Here is a 15142-nt window from a genome sequence, read left to right on the forward strand (position 1 = left end):
TGCTCCAACCCGATAATTAAACGCTGCGCCGATTCAGCCAGCTGCGCAGTTCTGAAAAATGCTCGATGGCCAGGCGAGGCTGATACTCACGCAGAGAATCCAGCGATTGCGCACCATACCCCACCGCGATCGAGTCCATGCCCGCATTGCGCGCCATCTGCAGATCGAATGACGAATCACCGATCATCAGTGCACGTCCAGGCGCAACCTCACAGTGCGCCATGATTTCGCTCAGCATCAACGGATCAGGCTTGCTGGCGGTTTCGTCGGCAGACCGGGTGATGTCGAAATAATCCAGCCAGGCGTTGGCTTTGAGCACCCGATCCAGCCCGCGACGCGCTTTGCCAGTAGCGACGGCAAGACGATAGCCCTCCTGCCGAAAGGCCTCTATGGATTCGCGAACGCCATCAAACAGTGGCGAAGGCGCGTTATCCAGCGCCATGTAGCAGTCGGCATAGCGCTGACGATAGTCAATCAGGTCGTTGGCCGTGATCGACGGATACAGGGTGCGTATCGCCTCGGGCAGACCCAGGCCGATAATGCCTTTGATCGCATCGTCGTCACGGGGCTCCATGCCGCCACCGATCGCGGCGGTGCGCATACACTCAATGATGCGCCCTATCGAGTCTGCCAGCGTGCCATCCCAGTCGAAAATCAGCAGATCGTAATCACGGCGCACTCAAACGCTCCACAGTCTTGGCCCACATTTCATCCACAGGTGCCTGCAGCGTCAGCTTGCCGCCGTCCGGCAGCGGCACCGTCAACATATAAGCGTGCAGAAACAGACGCTTGCCGCCCAGATCGCGAATTTCGCGACTGAAGTCCTCATCGCCGTATTTTGTGTCACCGGCGATGGCATGCCCGGCGTGCAGGGTATGGACGCGAATCTGGTGAGTACGACCGGTCACCGGCTTTGCTTCGACCATGGTGGCGAAATCGCCGAAGCGACGCAGCACCTTGAAGATCGTCAGCGCCTCCTTGCCCTCCTCGTTGACCTCGACCATGCGCTCGCCCGAGCGCAGATTGCTCTTGAGCAACGGCGCGCGGACCTGCTTGACGGCCGTCGCCCAGTTGCCACGCACCAGCGCCATGTAGCGCTTGTCGACACCGTCGCCGCGCAGGGCCTCGTGCAGATGACGCAACATGCTGCGCTTCTTGGCGATCATCAGCAGACCCGAAGTGTCACGGTCCAGGCGATGGACCAACTCCAGCTCCTTGGCATCCGGCCGCAACTGGCGGAACGCCTCGATGACCCCGAAGCTCAGGCCGCTGCCGCCATGCACGGCAATGCCAGCCGGCTTGTTGAGCACGATCAGCGCTTTGTCTTCGTAGACAATCGCCGCTTCGAGGCGCTGCAGCAAACCCTGCGCAACGGGCACGGGCTCGTCGCGCTCGGGGACGCGAACGGGAGGAATGCGGACGATATCTCCTGCCTGCAACTTGTACTCGGGCTTGATCCGCCCCTTGTTCACACGCACTTCGCCTTTGCGCAAAATGCGGTAAATCAAGGTTTTGGGCACACCTTTGAGATAAGTGATCAGAAAATTATCGATGCGTTGACCGGCAAGTTCCGGCGCAACCTCAACCAGCTGGACGCCGGGGGTTGGAGGGGCAATATTCGTCATGCGGCAAATCATAACAATTTTTTATGGATTTGAAGCACTTAATGATTGCTGCTATAGTCGCGAACGCCGCCAAAAGCGGCCGGACAGCGGACCAACGGTTGACAACCGACCCTGACCAACGCAATTCACGAGGACGTGAGGCCGTCCTACGGGGCTTTCGGTGACAACGCAGCATGCTGGAAACGTAACAAGCGCGGGTGACATGAGGCCGGAAACACGCCAGATCGCTGAGCAGACTGCTCGCATTCAGTGCGAATAATTCACGGCCAGTTCACAAGGTGCAGTCGCTTCCAGACGCTACGAGCGAACGTTTCGGGAACAACGCCTCAAGCCATGATGCGCGACCTTCCCTATCGAAGATCGCGGTAAATGCCAACCCGCTGCGGATTCTGCGCGCGGCAGCACCCGAATTATCAGGGATACGTGTAGGGTGGAGACGCACAACCATCGGACTGTGTAGCAAAAGGCTTGTTCTAGACGCTTCATCTCGTCCGCTACCGATGGTCGATTCCTCCTCCTGACAAAGCTTTTGCTGAAAGGGTGTCCTAGGTCACCACAGCAAGCAGGAAACGTCGTCGCGACGCCTCGCCCCTTCTGGACGAGAACATCGCTAGACACTGGAGTGTCCAACCACTCTTGACGTGCCCTGACACCGACCGTGAGAAGTCGTGTGTGCCGAACGCCGTTTCCGGCAGCCCGGAAACCGACGGTACTACATGAAAAGAATGCTGATTAACGCAACTCAACCCGAAGAGTTGCGTGTTGCACTGGTAGACGGCCAGCGCCTCTACGACCTGGACATCGAGTCAGGTGCACGCGAGCAGAAGAAGGCCAACATCTACAAAGGCCGAATCACTCGCATCGAACCAAGCCTTGAGGCTGCCTTTGTCGATTTCGGCTCTGAGCGCCACGGCTTTCTGCCCCTTAAGGAAATCTCCCGCGAATACTTCAAGAAAGCCCCTGAGGGTCGCGTCAACATCAAGGACGTCCTGAGCGAAGGCCAGGAAGTCATCGTTCAGGTCGAGAAAGAAGAGCGTGGCAACAAGGGCGCAGCCCTGACCACCTTCATCAGCCTGGCGGGCCGTTACCTGGTCCTGATGCCGAACAACCCGCGTGCCGGTGGCATCTCGCGCCGCATCGAAGGCGAAGAGCGCAATGAGCTGCGTGAAGCGCTCAACGGCCTGATCGCTCCTGCCGACATGGGCCTGATCGTTCGCACCGCAGGCCTGGGCCGCAGCAGCGAAGAAATGCAGTGGGACCTCGATTACCTGCTTCAGCTGTGGACCGCCATCAAGGAAGCGTCCTTGGATCGCTCCGCGCCGTTCCTGATCTATCAGGAAAGCAACGTCATCATCCGCGCCATCCGTGACTACCTGCGCCAGGACATCGGCGAAGTCCTGATCGACAGCGTCGAAGCTCAGGAAGAAGCCCTGACTTTCATCCGCCAGGTGATGCCGCAATACGCCAGCAAGATCAAACTGTACGAAGACAGCGTTCCGCTGTTCAACCGTTTCCAGATCGAAAGCCAGATCGAGACCGCCTTCCAGCGCGTCGTTGAACTGCCTTCCGGCGGTTCCATCGTCATCGATCCGACCGAAGCCCTGGTGTCCATCGACATCAACTCGGCCCGCGCCACCAAAGGCAGCGATATCGAAGAAACCGCCCTGCAGACCAACCTTGAAGCGGCCGAAGAAATTGCCCGCCAGTTGCGCCTGCGCGACATCGGCGGCCTGATCGTCATCGACTTCATCGACATGACGCCGGCCAAGAACCAGCGCGCCGTGGAAGAAAAGGTCCGCGAAAGCCTTGAAGCTGACCGCGCCCGCGTTCAGGTTGGCCGCATCTCGCGCTTCGGCCTGCTGGAAATGTCCCGCCAGCGCCTGCGTCCGTCCTTGGGCGAAAGCAGCGGCATCGTCTGCCCACGCTGCAACGGCACCGGCATCATCCGTGACGTCGAATCGCTGTCGCTGGCCATTCTGCGCCTGATCGAAGAAGAAGCCCTGAAGGACCGCACTGCCGAAGTACGCGCCCAGGTGCCGATCCCGGTCGCTGCATTCCTGCTCAACGAAAAGCGCAACTCGATCACCAAGATCGAACTGCGCACCCGTGCGCGCATCATCATCCTGCCGAACGATCACCTGGAAACGCCGCACTTCGAAGTCCAGCGTCTGCGTGATGACAGCCCGGAGGCCAACAACAACCAGTCCAGCTACGAAATCGCCGCTGCCGCTGCCGAAGTGGAAGAAATCGCCCCACTGGCTGCAGCGACCCGCACCCTGGTTCGCCAGGAAGCCGCGGTCAAGACCGCGCCAGCCCGTGCCAACGCGCCTGTTCCGGTAGAAGCCGTTGCGCCGGCGCCTGCGCCTGCGCAAGCTCTGCCCGAGCCAAGCCTGTTCAAGGGCCTGGTGAAATCCCTGGTGAGCCTGTTCGCCACCAAGGAAGAGCCTGCCGCACCGGCCGTCGTCGAAAAACCGGCTGCCGTTGAACGCCCTGCCCGCAATGAAGAGCGCCGTAACGGTCGCCAACAGAGCCGTGGCCGCAACAACCGCCGCGACGAAGAGCGCAAGCCTCGTGAAGAGCGTGCGCCACGTGAAGAACGAGCAGAACGCGCACCGCGCGAAGAGCGTGCGCCACGTGAGGAACGCGCCCCACGCGAAGAACGTGCACCGCGTGAAGAGCGTGCCCCTCGCGAGGCCCGTGACGAGACCGCAGCGCCGCGTGAAGAACGCCCGGCCCGCACTTCCCGCGAGCGCAAGCCGCGTGAAGGTCGCGAAGAGCGTCCGGTACGTGAACTGCGTGAGCCACTGGATGCCGCCCCTGCGGTGAGCCTGGCTCGCGAAGAGCGCCCGGAACGCGCACCTCGTGAAGAACGCCAGCCTCGCGCTCCGCGTGAAGAGCGTCAGCCACGTACCGAGCAGGCCGTTGCCGAGGCCAGCGAAGAAGAAGTGTTGCTGAACGAAGAGCAGGCAAACGATGACAATCAGGACAACAATGAAGGCGAACGCCCTCGTCGTCGCTCCCGTGGTCAGCGTCGTCGCAGCAATCGTCGCGAACGCCAGCGCGATGCCAATGGCAACGTGATCGAAGGCTCGGAAGAAAACGGCAATGAAGAAGAGCAAGGCTCCGATAACGCCGCCGCTCTGGCCGTTACCGCTGCGGCCGCAGGCATCGTGATCAGCGCTCCCGCCGAGGCTCAGGCCAATCAGCAGGCTGAACGCGCCAACGACACCGTCGAAGCTCCGGCCGCCGCTGCCGAACCTGCATCGACCTCTGAAACGCCTGTTACCGAAGCGCCAGCTATCGACAAGCCGGTTGTTGATGCACCTGTCGTTGAAGCAACCACCGAGCAAGCACCTGCTGCGGCTGAGCCGACGGTCGAGCTGCCTGCTGTCGAAGCACCCGTTGCGGATGAGGCACCGAAGGCGCATGCAGCTCCGGAGGTCGAAGTTCAGCCAGCAGTGACCGAGGCGCCAGCCTTCGCCGCGCAGACCGAACTGTTCGAAGCCCCTCACGCAGAACGCGTCGTACCGTTCAAGCCAACGCCTGAACCGACTCCAGAGCCGCAAGCTCCGGTCGAGGCCAAGGCTCAGGAAGAAGAAGTGCACGTCACTGAATCTGCGGAACTGCCGACACCTGCACCCGCGCCTGCTGCCGAGCCTGCGTTCGTGAAGGAGGAGCCAGCTTCTTACTTCGCGCCACAAGCTCCGGTCGCTGAAGAAGCCCCTGCCGTGCAGGAAGCTCAGGAACCTGCAGTTGTCGAAGCACCGGCCTTGCCGGTCAGCAGCACCGGTCGTGCGCCGAACGATCCTCGTGAGGTTCGTCGTCGCAAGCGCGAAGAAGAAGCTCGCCGTCAGAAGGAAGCCGAACAGGCTGCTTCTGCCGCGCCGGCTGCTGCGGAGCCTGCACCTGTTGTCGTAGAAGCAGAATCGGTGCAGCCTGCGCTGCATACTGAGGAAAACGCTGAGTCGCCACATGCCGAGAAAGAGAACGAGCCTAAACCACTCGTCTAATCACGGCGCATGAAAAAGCCCCGCCTGTGTAAACAGGCGGGGCTTTTTTATACCTGCGATTTAGGGCCTGGAGAATTGATCGAGCCTTTCAGCGCGGACATTCGATCCGTGCAGGTGGGTCGTATCAGCCATGGTTTGCGGACTCAGTGACCTTGGCGCTCGCCTCGAGTCACCTTTGCGCCCTTACGGCGCCCTACTTTGACGGGGCAAAGTAGGCAAGCCCCTTGGCTCCGGTTCCGGCCCCGGCTGCGCTGGGGCTCCTTCGTCCTGACCCTGATTCGGGGGTCGCCGCAAATGGTGGTGTTTCCACTATAGCGCTAGAAAGGCATGCCAGCATTACTGGACGTTAAAAGCAGATCGAGCCGCGCGCTCATGACTGCCAGCCAAAGCCCAATGAATCAGTAAAGATTCGGCTCCATCTCCAGCTCCACCTTGAATCGCTCTGCAATGTCAGCCTGTATGCGGCGCGCAAGGTTCAAGAGTTGCACGCCAGTGGCCTGCCCATAATTGACCAGCACCAGTGACTGAAGCGCATGCACGCCTGCGTCGCCTTCACGGAACCCCTTCCAGCCAGCCCGCTCGATCAACCAGCCAGCCGCCAGTTTGACACCGGCATCGCCTTGGGAATAACCGACCACATCCGGGTATTCAAGCTTGAGTGCTGCAAAGGACTCGGCAGAAACGACCGGATTCTTGAAGAAACTGCCAGCGTTACCCAACACCGCGGGGTCTGGCAGTTTTTCGCTGCGGATAGCGCAAATGGCACGGCTGACGTCGAAGGGCGTGGGTTGCTTGATACCCATCTGCTCCAGACGCTGACGAACCGGGCCGTATTCCAGATGCAGCCTGGCTTGGGAAGTAAGCCGGAATCGCACACGTAAAATCAGCCAGCGGCCAGCCTCGCGTTTGAACACACTGTCTCGGTAGCCGAAAGCGCAATCCTCCAGAACGAACTCGCGCAGCTCTCCGGTTTGGCGATCCAGTGCGGTCAGGCTATGGAAGACGTCCTTGATCTCCACGCCGTAGGCACCGATGTTCTGCATCGGCGCAGCGCCGACGGTGCCGGGGATCAGGCTGAGATTTTCAAGCCCGGCGAGCCCCATCTGCAGACAGGCCTGCACGAAAGGGTGCCACGGCTCGCCCGCCTCAGCTTCGACGATGGCTTCAGAACAGTCCTCTCGCACAATACGGATACCGCGACTGGCCATACGTAACACCAATGCCTGCACATCGCCACTGAGCAATAAATTGCTGCCGCCGCCGACGACCAGCAGTGGCACAGCGTGCTCAGCCGAGTACGCCAGTGCCTGGCGTACCTCGTCGTCGCTGTGCGCTTCGGCGAACAACTTCGCCTGCACGTCCACGCCAAAGGTATTGAACGGCTTGAGCGAAACGGCGGGCCGTACCTGCAAGGTCATCGAGCGGACCTCTCGAACCACTGGAGAGGCACCATCAAGCCTCCAGCAAGCGTCTTACGCGCTCGAGGTCTTCGGGCGTATCGACACCGCCCGGCGGGGATTCGAGGGCATCGGCAACATGAATCCGTACGCCATTCCAGAGCGCGCGCAGTTGCTCGAGGCTTTCGGTATTTTCCAGCACGCACGGGCCCCAACTGACGAAGTCCTGCAGAAAGCCGGCCCGGTAGGCATAAATCCCGATGTGGCGACGATAAGGCACGCCTTCGGGCAACTCGTCACGACTGGCGGCCAAGGCGTCACGCGCCCAAGGCAGCGGCGCACGGCTGAACGTCAGTGCCAGACCGTTGATGTCAGAAGAAACCTTGACCACATTGGGATTGAACAGCGCAGCCACATCGTCAATGGGTTCGGCCAGTGTCGAGATTCCGGCCTCGGGGTGCGCGGCAAGATTGTCTGCCACCTGATCGATCACCGACGGCGGAATCATCGGCTCGTCACCCTGCACGTTGACCACGATGGCATCCGACGCCAGACCCAGTTGCGCAGCCACTTCGGCCAGGCGGTCGGTTCCGGAATTGTGATCGTCGCGCGTCAGCAGGACTTCGGCACCGAACGCCTGACAGGCTTCGACGATACGGGCATCGTCGGTGGCGATTACCACGCGCTGCGCGCCGCTCTTGAGTGCCTGTTCCCAGACAAGCTGAACCATCGGCTTGCCAGCGATGCTTTTCAACGGCTTGCCCGGAAAGCGGCTGGAACCGTAACGCGCCGGGATGACAACAGTGAAGTCTGCACTCATTTTTCGAGGCGCTCATCGGCGGTCAATGTGCGCGCTTCGCTTTCCAGCATCACAGGAATCCCGTCACGAACCGGATAGGCCAGGCCTGCGCCTTTGCTGATCAGTTCGGTCTTGTCTGCGCTGAGCTTCAAGGGGCCTTTGCAGATCGGGCATGCAAGGATATCGAGTAGTTTGGTGTCCATAGGAGATCCTGAAGCAGTCATGGAGAAAGACGTGTCAGCTGTTCGTCGAACCAGCTGACAAACGCGTCGGAAGGCACTGCATCCACCGCCAGATACCACCAGTCGTCAGCCGCAAAGGCGCGGCATTTGACGGCATCCTTCTCGGTCATGACCAGTGGCAGCGATGGCGTGAAGGTCAGCGTTTCAGCGCTGTAGACAGCATGGTCAGCGAATGCGTGCTGCACAGGCCGCCAGTGTAATCCTTCGAGGGTATTGAAGAAACGTCGCGGGTTACCGATTCCGGCCACTGCATGCACAGCTTGGCCAGGCGGAAAATGATCAACCGGCCGACGCTCGCCACTGTGCAAGTTGACCAAGGCAGCAGGCTTGAGGGTAAAGGCATAGCCGTCGTCGCGATCTGCCATTGCGCCATTGAACAGCACCGCATCGACGCTGGCCAGTCGTTCGGCGGGCTCGCGCAACGGACCGGCAGGAAGGCAACGGCGATTGCCGAGCCCTCGGGCAGCATCGATCAGCACCAGTTCCAGATCACGCGCCAGCCGGTAATGCTGCAATCCGTCATCGGACAGAATAAGGTCGAGAGGTTCGGCGGCTAGCAGGGCTTTGACCGCCTGACTGCGATCGGGGTCGATCATCAACGGGACGCCGCAACGCTGCACGATCAACAGTGGCTCATCACCCGCCTCGCTGGCACCGTGCTCGGACCGCACACGCCACGGCAGGCTCGGCGGTTTGGCGCCGTAGCCACGACTGACGACCCCTACCCGCAGACCGCGCCGCTGGCAATGCTCGATCATCCACAGAATTAATGGGGTTTTGCCAGTGCCGCCCACGGTGATGTTGCCGACCACGATGACCGGCACCGGCGCCCGGTAGATATCGCCCTCGCCCGCTACGAATCGCGCACGCTTGCCGTCGACGACCCGACGATAGAGGATTTCCAGAGGACGCAGCAGCGCCAGCGCGGGGTGGCCGTTGTACCAGGCGTCAAGCAAACGGTCAGTGAATGCCATCAGTTAGCCTGTGTGGCCTCGACCGTGGTCATGCGCAGATGACTGAAGCCCAGTTTTCCTGCGGCGTCCATCGCGGTAATGACCGACTGATGAGGCGTCTTGCCATCGGCACTGATCGACAGCGGCAGGCTGGTATCGCCAGCCGACTCACGCTGCAAGGCTTCGATCAGGGTGGCCAGATCGTTCTTGGGCAGCAATTGATTGTTCAGGGAAAAGATCCCGTCGGCGTTGATCGCGATGTCCAGATGTTTGACGCTCGCATCCACTTCCGGCGTACCGGTAACCGCCTGCGGCAGATCGACCCGCAGTTGGGTTTCGCGAGTGAACGTGGTGGTCACAATGAAGAAAAGCAGCAGGATGAACACCACATCGATCAATGAAACCAGATTGATGTCGATGGTCTCCCGCGGCCTGCGGCGACGAAACTTCACTTCTTCTTGCTCCCGCCCGCCTTGGCCAGGGCTTTGAGGTCGACCTTGGCGTCGATCAGATCTACATCCCGGTCACCCTGCACCACTTCGACCAGGCGAATCGCCTGCTGCTCCATGCCGACCACCAGTTCATCGACACGGCTCTGCAGGAAACGGTGGAAGAAAATCGCCGGGATCGCAACGATCAGGCCGGATGCCGTGCAGATCAGCGCCTTGGAGATACCGCCCGCCAGCACACCCGCATTGGCGGTGGCGCCCGAGGCGTTGAACGAGCCAAAGATATCGATCATGCCCAGCACGGTGCCCAGCAGACCGAGCAGCGGCGCCATGGCAGCAATCGAGCCCAGCGCACTGAGGTAGCGTTCCAGATCGTGGATGACCCGGGCAGCGGCTTCTTCGATGCACTCTTTCATGATCTCGCGACCGTGCTTGGAATTGGCCAGGCCCGCCGCGAGGATCTCACCCAGCGGCGAGTCGGCACGCAGTTGCTTGAGCTTGTCGTTGTCCAGCTTGTGTTCCTGAATCCACTGCCAGACCTGCCCCAGCAGATGCGGCGGCGTGATGCGGCTGGCCCGCAGGGTCCAGAGACGCTCGATGATGATGCCGGCAGCGGCGATGGAACTCAAAATGATCGGCAACATCATCCAGCCGCCCGATTTGACCAGTTCCCACACAGTGACCACTCCCTTGAAAAATTGGCGCCACTCTACCATAGGGTCGACGGGTGCCGAACGACCAGATCGATATCCGTGGATTCAGTCACGCCAGAAACGCCGTTGCGCCCGCTGGGCCTGAGGCGTGCCGAACGCCCCGAGTTGCAGGCGGATCGCGCCCATCTCGGCACTGTCGTAAGGGGCGATGCCCAGCCATCGATAGCGGGCCATGACCAGCGGATGCGGGTGACCGAACGCATTGTTGCGGCCGCGCGAGATCAGCACGCCGTTCGGCATCACCGCCTTGAGAAACGCTTTGGAAGACGATGTACGGCTGCCATGATGAGGCGCCTGCAACCAGTGCGCGCGCAGATCGAAGCCGCTGTCGAGCGCTGCCCGTTCGGCATCGACGTCAATATCGCCGGTCAGCAACAGACGCTCGCCGCTGGCCTCGACGCTCAGCATGCAGGACGCCGCGTTGCCTTGCGGCGCCTGTTCCCAGCGCCAGGTCGAAAACACCACGCCATCCCATTCCCAGCGCTCGTCGTTCTCGCATGAGCGGGCACCCAGTTGCGGCGCGAGCCTGACCACATCACCACCCAGTACGCGCCTGACCGGCAGCGCATCCAGAACCGCCAAGGCGCCACCGGCGTGATCGGCATCCGCGTGGCTGAGCAGCATCAGGTCCAGATGCCGTACGCCGCGCTTGCGAATGGCCGGTACGACCACGCGCTGGCCGATGTCGAACTCGCCAAAGCGCGGTCCGGCGTCATACAACAGCGTGTGATGACGCGTGCGCAGCACGATGGCCAGCCCCTGACCGACATCCAGTTGCATCACCTCGACCTGCCCGAGCGGCACCGACTTGAGCGGTGGAAAAATACACAACAGCAGCAGCGGCCAACCCGGCAACCGGATCGGCACGCCCTTGGGCAACAACAGTAATAACGCCCCGAGCAGGCTCAATCCAAGCGCCCAGGTCGGCGGTGCGCTGGGCAGCCAGGCGGGCATATGCCCCGCCATCCAGCCCAGAAACACGAACAGTGCGTCCAAGGCCCCACCCGCCAGCCAAAGAAGGGATTCACCCAAATAAGGAACCGGCAGCAACAATGTGCCGATCAATGCTGGCGGCAGGACGATTACGCTGACCCAGGGCACCGCCAGCAGATTGACCAGCGGCCCGCTAACACTGATGGGCAGGTTCAACATCATCAGGATCGGCAGCAGCCCGACCGCGATCAGCCACTGGGCGCGGGTCCAGCTTTGCAGCCAGCTCCAGGCACCGAGGCGTGCACTGAAAATCAGCATCAGAATCGCTACGGCGGCGAAGGACAGCCAGAAGCCGGGCCGCAGGCTGACCAGCGGCTCAAAGATCAGCACGGCATTGAGTGACAGCAGCAGCGGCCAGATCATGCCCAGATGCCGGAAGCGCAGACGCCACAGCAGGATCATGCCGACCATCACACAGGCTCGTCGCACCGGCACATCGAACCCGGCCAGCAATCCATAACCGAGCGCCGCACCGAATGCCAGACCGCAGGCCCAGGGTAACCACGGCACAGATCGCGGCCACAGCCCCCAACGCGCCAAGAGACTAACCAGCGCGTAGACCACGCCGGCCAGCAAACCGATGTGCTGACCGGAGATCACCAGCAAATGCACGGTTCCGGTGTCTTGCAGCACCTGCCAGTCAGTGGGCGATAGCCCTGAGCCGTCACCCAGCACCAACGCTGCCAGCCCACCTTCGCGCCCTTGCGCATCGACGGTCAGCAGTCGCTGGCGGAGGGTGTCGCGCCAGGCAGCGCGAGCCGGTGACAGACGCTCACCGTCCACCACCGTGCCGGTCGCGCCGATGCGTTGGGCCAGCAGCCACGCCTCGTAGTCGAATGCATCGGGATTGACCAGCCCACCTGGCCGTTTGAGTTTTACCGCTAATCGCCACCGCTCGCCACTGCGCACGTCGGGGCCGCCATACCAGGCGATGCGCATCAATTTCGGCAACTGCGCCCGGCGCGACACACCGTCGGCCAGTTCGAACCGCACCACCCCTTCGGCAACACTCGGCAACCCGACCACCTTGCCCTGCAACCAGAGCGTCTGGCCGTCGAGCCTGGCTGGCAAACGATTGTCCAGCGCCCATTGCGCCGACAGACAGGCCCAAGTAAACCCCAACAGAAACAAGGCCAGCGGGTAAGTGCGAAACGGCAACAGCATCAGTGCCAGAACGGGCATCAACAGCAGTAACCCGGTGCCAGGCAAAACAGGCAGCAAACGCAGGGCCAGCAGGCCCAGAGCAAGCGCGATCATCCCTGTGCGCATGGGTGATCCTCAAGACGGAAAGCCTCAAGGATGGTCGCAGGCGAGGGATAGCGGGTGAAGGGTGTGTTTCATGATCTGAACAGGCAGGCTCAACGCAGTGACCCGCCGAGTGGCGGGTCACTGTTCAGGATGTTACCGGGCAAGATGTTACTGACGCATGCCGCGCCCGCTTACCAGCAACCGTGCGCAGCCGAAGTAGAGCACGAAGGTGGCGACGATCATGAACGCCAGCGCGATGCTGATCTTGATGTCAGACACACCGAGGATGCCGTAGCGAAACGCGTTGACCATGTGCAGGACCGGGTTGGCCAGCGACACGGTCTGCCAGAACGGCGGCAGCAGATTGATCGAATAGAACACGCCGCCCAGGTAGGTCAACGGCGTCAGCACGAACGTCGGAATGATCGAAATATCGTCGAAGTTGCGCGCAAACACCGCGTTGATGAAGCCCAGCAGCGAGAAAATCGTAGCGGTCAGCACGACCACGACAATGGTCACGCCCAGGTGATGCACCTGCAGGTCGGTGAAGAACATCGAGAGCATCGTGACGATGAAACCGACCATCAGACCCCGCAGCACGCCGCCAAGTGTGTACCCGACCAGAATGGTGTGCGGTGAAACCGGCGAAACCATCAGCTCTTCGATAGAGTGCTGGAACTTGGCACCGAAGAAGCTCGATACCACGTTGCCGTAGGAGTTAGTGATCACCGACATCATGATCAGCCCCGGCACGATGTACTGCATGTAGGTGAAGCCACCCATGTCACCGATCTGACGACCGATCAGGTTACCGAAGATGACGAAGTACAGAACCATGGTGATCGCAGGCGGCAGCAGAGTCTGCGGCCAGATGCGCATGAAGCGATGGACTTCACGGTAAACGATGGTCTTCAGGGCAATCAGGTTGGGGCGCAGCTCGCCGGTCTGAGCAGTCATAGCGCCACCTTTGCCAGGTTTTTTTCCACCAGAGACACGAACAGTTCCTCGAGACGATTGGATTTATTGCGCAGGCTCAGCACTTCGATGTTTTGCGCGGCCAACTGGCTGAACAGCGCTGTGATGCCCACATTCTTGTCGACCTGTACTTCCAGCGTGTGGCTGTCGAGCAGACGGCTCGGAAAGCCCGGCAACTGAGGCGCGGTCTGCCAGGTCGCCTTGAGGTCGAGCAGAAATGTCTCGACGGTCAGGGTGCTGAGCAACTGCTTCATGCTGGTGTTCTGCACTATCGTCCCATGGTCGATGATGCCGATGTTGCGGCACAGTTGCTCGGCCTCTTCCAGGTAATGCGTGGTCAGAATGATGGTGATGCCCTTGCGGTTCAGCTCTGTGAGGAAGGTCCACATCGAGCGACGCAGTTCGATGTCCACACCTGCGGTCGGCTCATCGAGAATCAGCAGACGCGGCTCGTGAATCAGCGCGCGAGCGATCATCAGACGGCGCTTCATGCCGCCTGACAGCGAACGCGAAGGCACATCGCGCTTGTCCCACAATCCCAGTTGGGTCAGGTACTGCTCGGCGCGCTCCCTGGCGACCTTGGCAGGAATGCCGTAGTAGCCGGCCTGGGTCACGACGATGTCGAAGGTTTTCTCGAACTGATTGAAATTGAATTCCTGCGGCACGACACCGATGGAGCGCTTGAGCGCAGCCGGCTCACGGTCCAGATCGTGACCAAAAATGTTCACCGTGCCACTGGTCTTGTTGACCAGCGTCGAGATGATGCCGATGGTGGTCGATTTGCCCGCGCCATTGGGGCCGAGCAAGGCGAAGAAGTCACCTTCGGCAACGTCCAGGTCGATACCACTCAGGGCCTGGAAACCGTTGCCATAGGTTTTGGTTAGCTGCCGGATGGACAGAGCTGAAGACATATCGGAAAAAGTACCAAATCAGAATGGAAAGAAGGGGATGGGCTGAAAGCCGCCGTGCACGTCACTGGCGCCCGATCAAACAATGGTGCGTGGCCGGGCCACTCAAGTACAGACACATTTGTTAATAGTAAATATCGAAGCGCGAAGAGAAGCCGTCGGGCCTTGCCCGGCGCGGCTTCTGCGTAGCTCTGATGTCAAGTCAACGGGCTCATGACGGCCTTGCGGTAGGCCGGACGCGTCTTGAGGCGTTCATACCAGGCTTGGAGGTGAGGCAGTGGCGGACGTTCAATCGGCATTTCAAACCAGCCGTAGGCAAAGCAACCGAGCGGGATGTCGCCCATGCCAAAAGCTTCGCCAGACAGGTAGGGCTGACGGGACAATGCGTCGTCTGCGACCAGCAACAGGCCGTGCAATTGCTGGATACCTGCGTTGATGGCCGCCCAGTCCTGCTGCTCGGCCGGGGTACGCACCACGCCCCAAAACACAGGGCTGAAAGGCGCGGCGATGGTCGAGGAGGTCCAGTCCATCCACTTGTCGGCCAGCGCACGGGCCTTGAGATCAGCGGGATACAAGTCGGAATCAGGGGCATGACGAGCTGCCAGATAGCGCACTATAGCGTTGGATTCCCAGAGCACGAAATCGCCGTCTTCGATCATGGGGATGCGCCCGTTGGGGTTCTTGGCGCGATAGGCCGCCTCGTTGACCAGGCCGAATGCACCGCCGGCATCCTGCGTTTCATAGGGCACCCCGACTTCTTCGGCAATCCAGAGTGCCTTGCGCACATTGCTGGAATTCTTCCGTCCCCAGATCTTGAGCATTGCGTTCCC

At 61.0% G+C, this 15142-nt stretch carries 13 protein-coding genes; 1 reads left to right on the top strand and 12 read right to left on the bottom strand.

Annotated features, from left to right (window positions below; translation table 11 throughout):
- Positions 1-16: 16 nt before the first annotated feature.
- Together BZK31_RS11075 and rluC are read right to left on the bottom strand one after the other, a co-directional pair.
- Entirely contained in the window at positions 17-679 is a 663-nt protein-coding gene (locus tag BZK31_RS11075; protein ID WP_083182694.1) for an HAD-IA family hydrolase, read from the bottom strand.
- Positions 669-1625 (bottom strand): 23S rRNA pseudouridine(955/2504/2580) synthase RluC, encoded by a 957-nt coding sequence (gene rluC / locus BZK31_RS11080; RefSeq protein ID WP_083182695.1) that lies wholly within the window; start codon positions 1623-1625, stop codon positions 669-671. The genes BZK31_RS11075 and rluC overlap by 11 nt, the downstream gene beginning before the upstream one ends.
- 716 nt (positions 1626-2341) lie before the next feature.
- Here rluC and rne point away from each other — a divergent pair.
- On the top strand, positions 2342-5635 hold the full coding sequence (gene rne, locus BZK31_RS11090; RefSeq protein WP_482822361.1) for a ribonuclease E domain-containing protein: 3294 nt from the start codon (positions 2342-2344) through the stop codon (positions 5633-5635).
- A gap of 398 nt (positions 5636-6033) precedes the next feature.
- Here rne and murB read toward each other — a convergent pair whose 3' ends face one another.
- From murB to BZK31_RS11140, 10 genes are all read right to left on the bottom strand, one after another.
- The gene (gene murB / locus BZK31_RS11095) at positions 6034-7053 is read right to left on the bottom strand and encodes a UDP-N-acetylmuramate dehydrogenase (RefSeq protein WP_083182698.1); all 1020 of its coding nucleotides are present in this window, start codon (positions 7051-7053) and stop codon (positions 6034-6036) included.
- A 34-nt stretch (positions 7054-7087) separates the two neighbouring features.
- Positions 7088-7852 carry a 3-deoxy-manno-octulosonate cytidylyltransferase gene (kdsB, locus tag BZK31_RS11100; RefSeq protein WP_083182699.1) on the bottom strand — a complete coding sequence of 255 codons (765 nt, stop codon included), beginning with the start codon at positions 7850-7852 and terminating at the stop codon, positions 7088-7090.
- Complete coding sequence (locus tag BZK31_RS11105; RefSeq protein ID WP_004884599.1) at positions 7849-8034, bottom strand: Trm112 family protein; 186 nt, start codon at positions 8032-8034, stop codon at positions 7849-7851. Before BZK31_RS11105 ends, kdsB begins: the two co-directional genes overlap by 4 nt.
- 17 nt (positions 8035-8051) lie before the next feature.
- On the bottom strand, positions 8052-9047 hold the full coding sequence (lpxK, locus tag BZK31_RS11110; RefSeq protein ID WP_083182700.1) for a tetraacyldisaccharide 4'-kinase: 996 nt from the start codon (positions 9045-9047) through the stop codon (positions 8052-8054).
- Positions 9047-9478 carry an ExbD/TolR family protein gene (locus BZK31_RS11115; protein ID WP_083182701.1) on the bottom strand — a complete coding sequence of 144 codons (432 nt, stop codon included), beginning with the start codon at positions 9476-9478 and terminating at the stop codon, positions 9047-9049. Before BZK31_RS11115 ends, lpxK begins: the two co-directional genes overlap by 1 nt.
- Entirely contained in the window at positions 9475-10191 is a 717-nt protein-coding gene (locus BZK31_RS11120) for a MotA/TolQ/ExbB proton channel family protein (protein WP_083182702.1), read from the bottom strand. Before BZK31_RS11120 ends, BZK31_RS11115 begins: the two co-directional genes overlap by 4 nt.
- A gap of 42 nt (positions 10192-10233) precedes the next feature.
- Positions 10234-12450 carry a DNA internalization-related competence protein ComEC/Rec2 gene (locus BZK31_RS11125; protein ID WP_083182703.1) on the bottom strand — a complete coding sequence of 739 codons (2217 nt, stop codon included), beginning with the start codon at positions 12448-12450 and terminating at the stop codon, positions 10234-10236.
- A 147-nt stretch (positions 12451-12597) separates the two neighbouring features.
- Positions 12598-13386, bottom strand: coding sequence for an ABC transporter permease (locus BZK31_RS11130; protein WP_083182704.1), 789 nt, complete (start codon positions 13384-13386; stop codon positions 12598-12600).
- Complete coding sequence (locus tag BZK31_RS11135; protein ID WP_083182705.1) at positions 13383-14315, bottom strand: ABC transporter ATP-binding protein; 933 nt, start codon at positions 14313-14315, stop codon at positions 13383-13385. Before BZK31_RS11135 ends, BZK31_RS11130 begins: the two co-directional genes overlap by 4 nt.
- A gap of 194 nt (positions 14316-14509) precedes the next feature.
- Positions 14510-15133, bottom strand: a complete 624-nt coding sequence (locus tag BZK31_RS11140) for a glutathione S-transferase (RefSeq protein ID WP_083182706.1) — start codon at positions 15131-15133, stop codon at positions 14510-14512.
- Positions 15134-15142 lie beyond the last annotated feature (9 nt).

The sequence above is a fragment of the Pseudomonas floridensis genome (genome assembly GCF_002087235.1).
Lineage (GTDB): Bacteria > Pseudomonadota > Gammaproteobacteria > Pseudomonadales > Pseudomonadaceae > Aquipseudomonas > Aquipseudomonas floridensis.

Coding starts and splice junctions, on each gene's coding strand:
- rluC (WP_083182695.1), bottom strand. CDS start 1,625: ATGACGAATATTGCCCCTCCAACCCCCGGCGTCCAGCTGGTTGAGGTT.
- rne (WP_482822361.1), top strand. CDS start 2,342: ATGAAAAGAATGCTGATTAACGCAACTCAACCCGAAGAGTTGCGTGTT.
- murB (WP_083182698.1), bottom strand. CDS start 7,053: ATGACCTTGCAGGTACGGCCCGCCGTTTCGCTCAAGCCGTTCAATACC.
- kdsB (WP_083182699.1), bottom strand. CDS start 7,852: ATGAGTGCAGACTTCACTGTTGTCATCCCGGCGCGTTACGGTTCCAGC.
- BZK31_RS11105 (WP_004884599.1), bottom strand. CDS start 8,034: ATGGACACCAAACTACTCGATATCCTTGCATGCCCGATCTGCAAAGGC.
- lpxK (WP_083182700.1), bottom strand. CDS start 9,047: ATGGCATTCACTGACCGTTTGCTTGACGCCTGGTACAACGGCCACCCC.
- BZK31_RS11120 (WP_083182702.1), bottom strand. CDS start 10,191: ATGGTAGAGTGGCGCCAATTTTTCAAGGGAGTGGTCACTGTGTGGGAA.
- BZK31_RS11125 (WP_083182703.1), bottom strand. CDS start 12,450: ATGCGCACAGGGATGATCGCGCTTGCTCTGGGCCTGCTGGCCCTGCGT.
- BZK31_RS11130 (WP_083182704.1), bottom strand. CDS start 13,386: ATGACTGCTCAGACCGGCGAGCTGCGCCCCAACCTGATTGCCCTGAAG.
- BZK31_RS11135 (WP_083182705.1), bottom strand. CDS start 14,315: ATGTCTTCAGCTCTGTCCATCCGGCAGCTAACCAAAACCTATGGCAAC.
- BZK31_RS11140 (WP_083182706.1), bottom strand. CDS start 15,133: ATGCTCAAGATCTGGGGACGGAAGAATTCCAGCAATGTGCGCAAGGCA.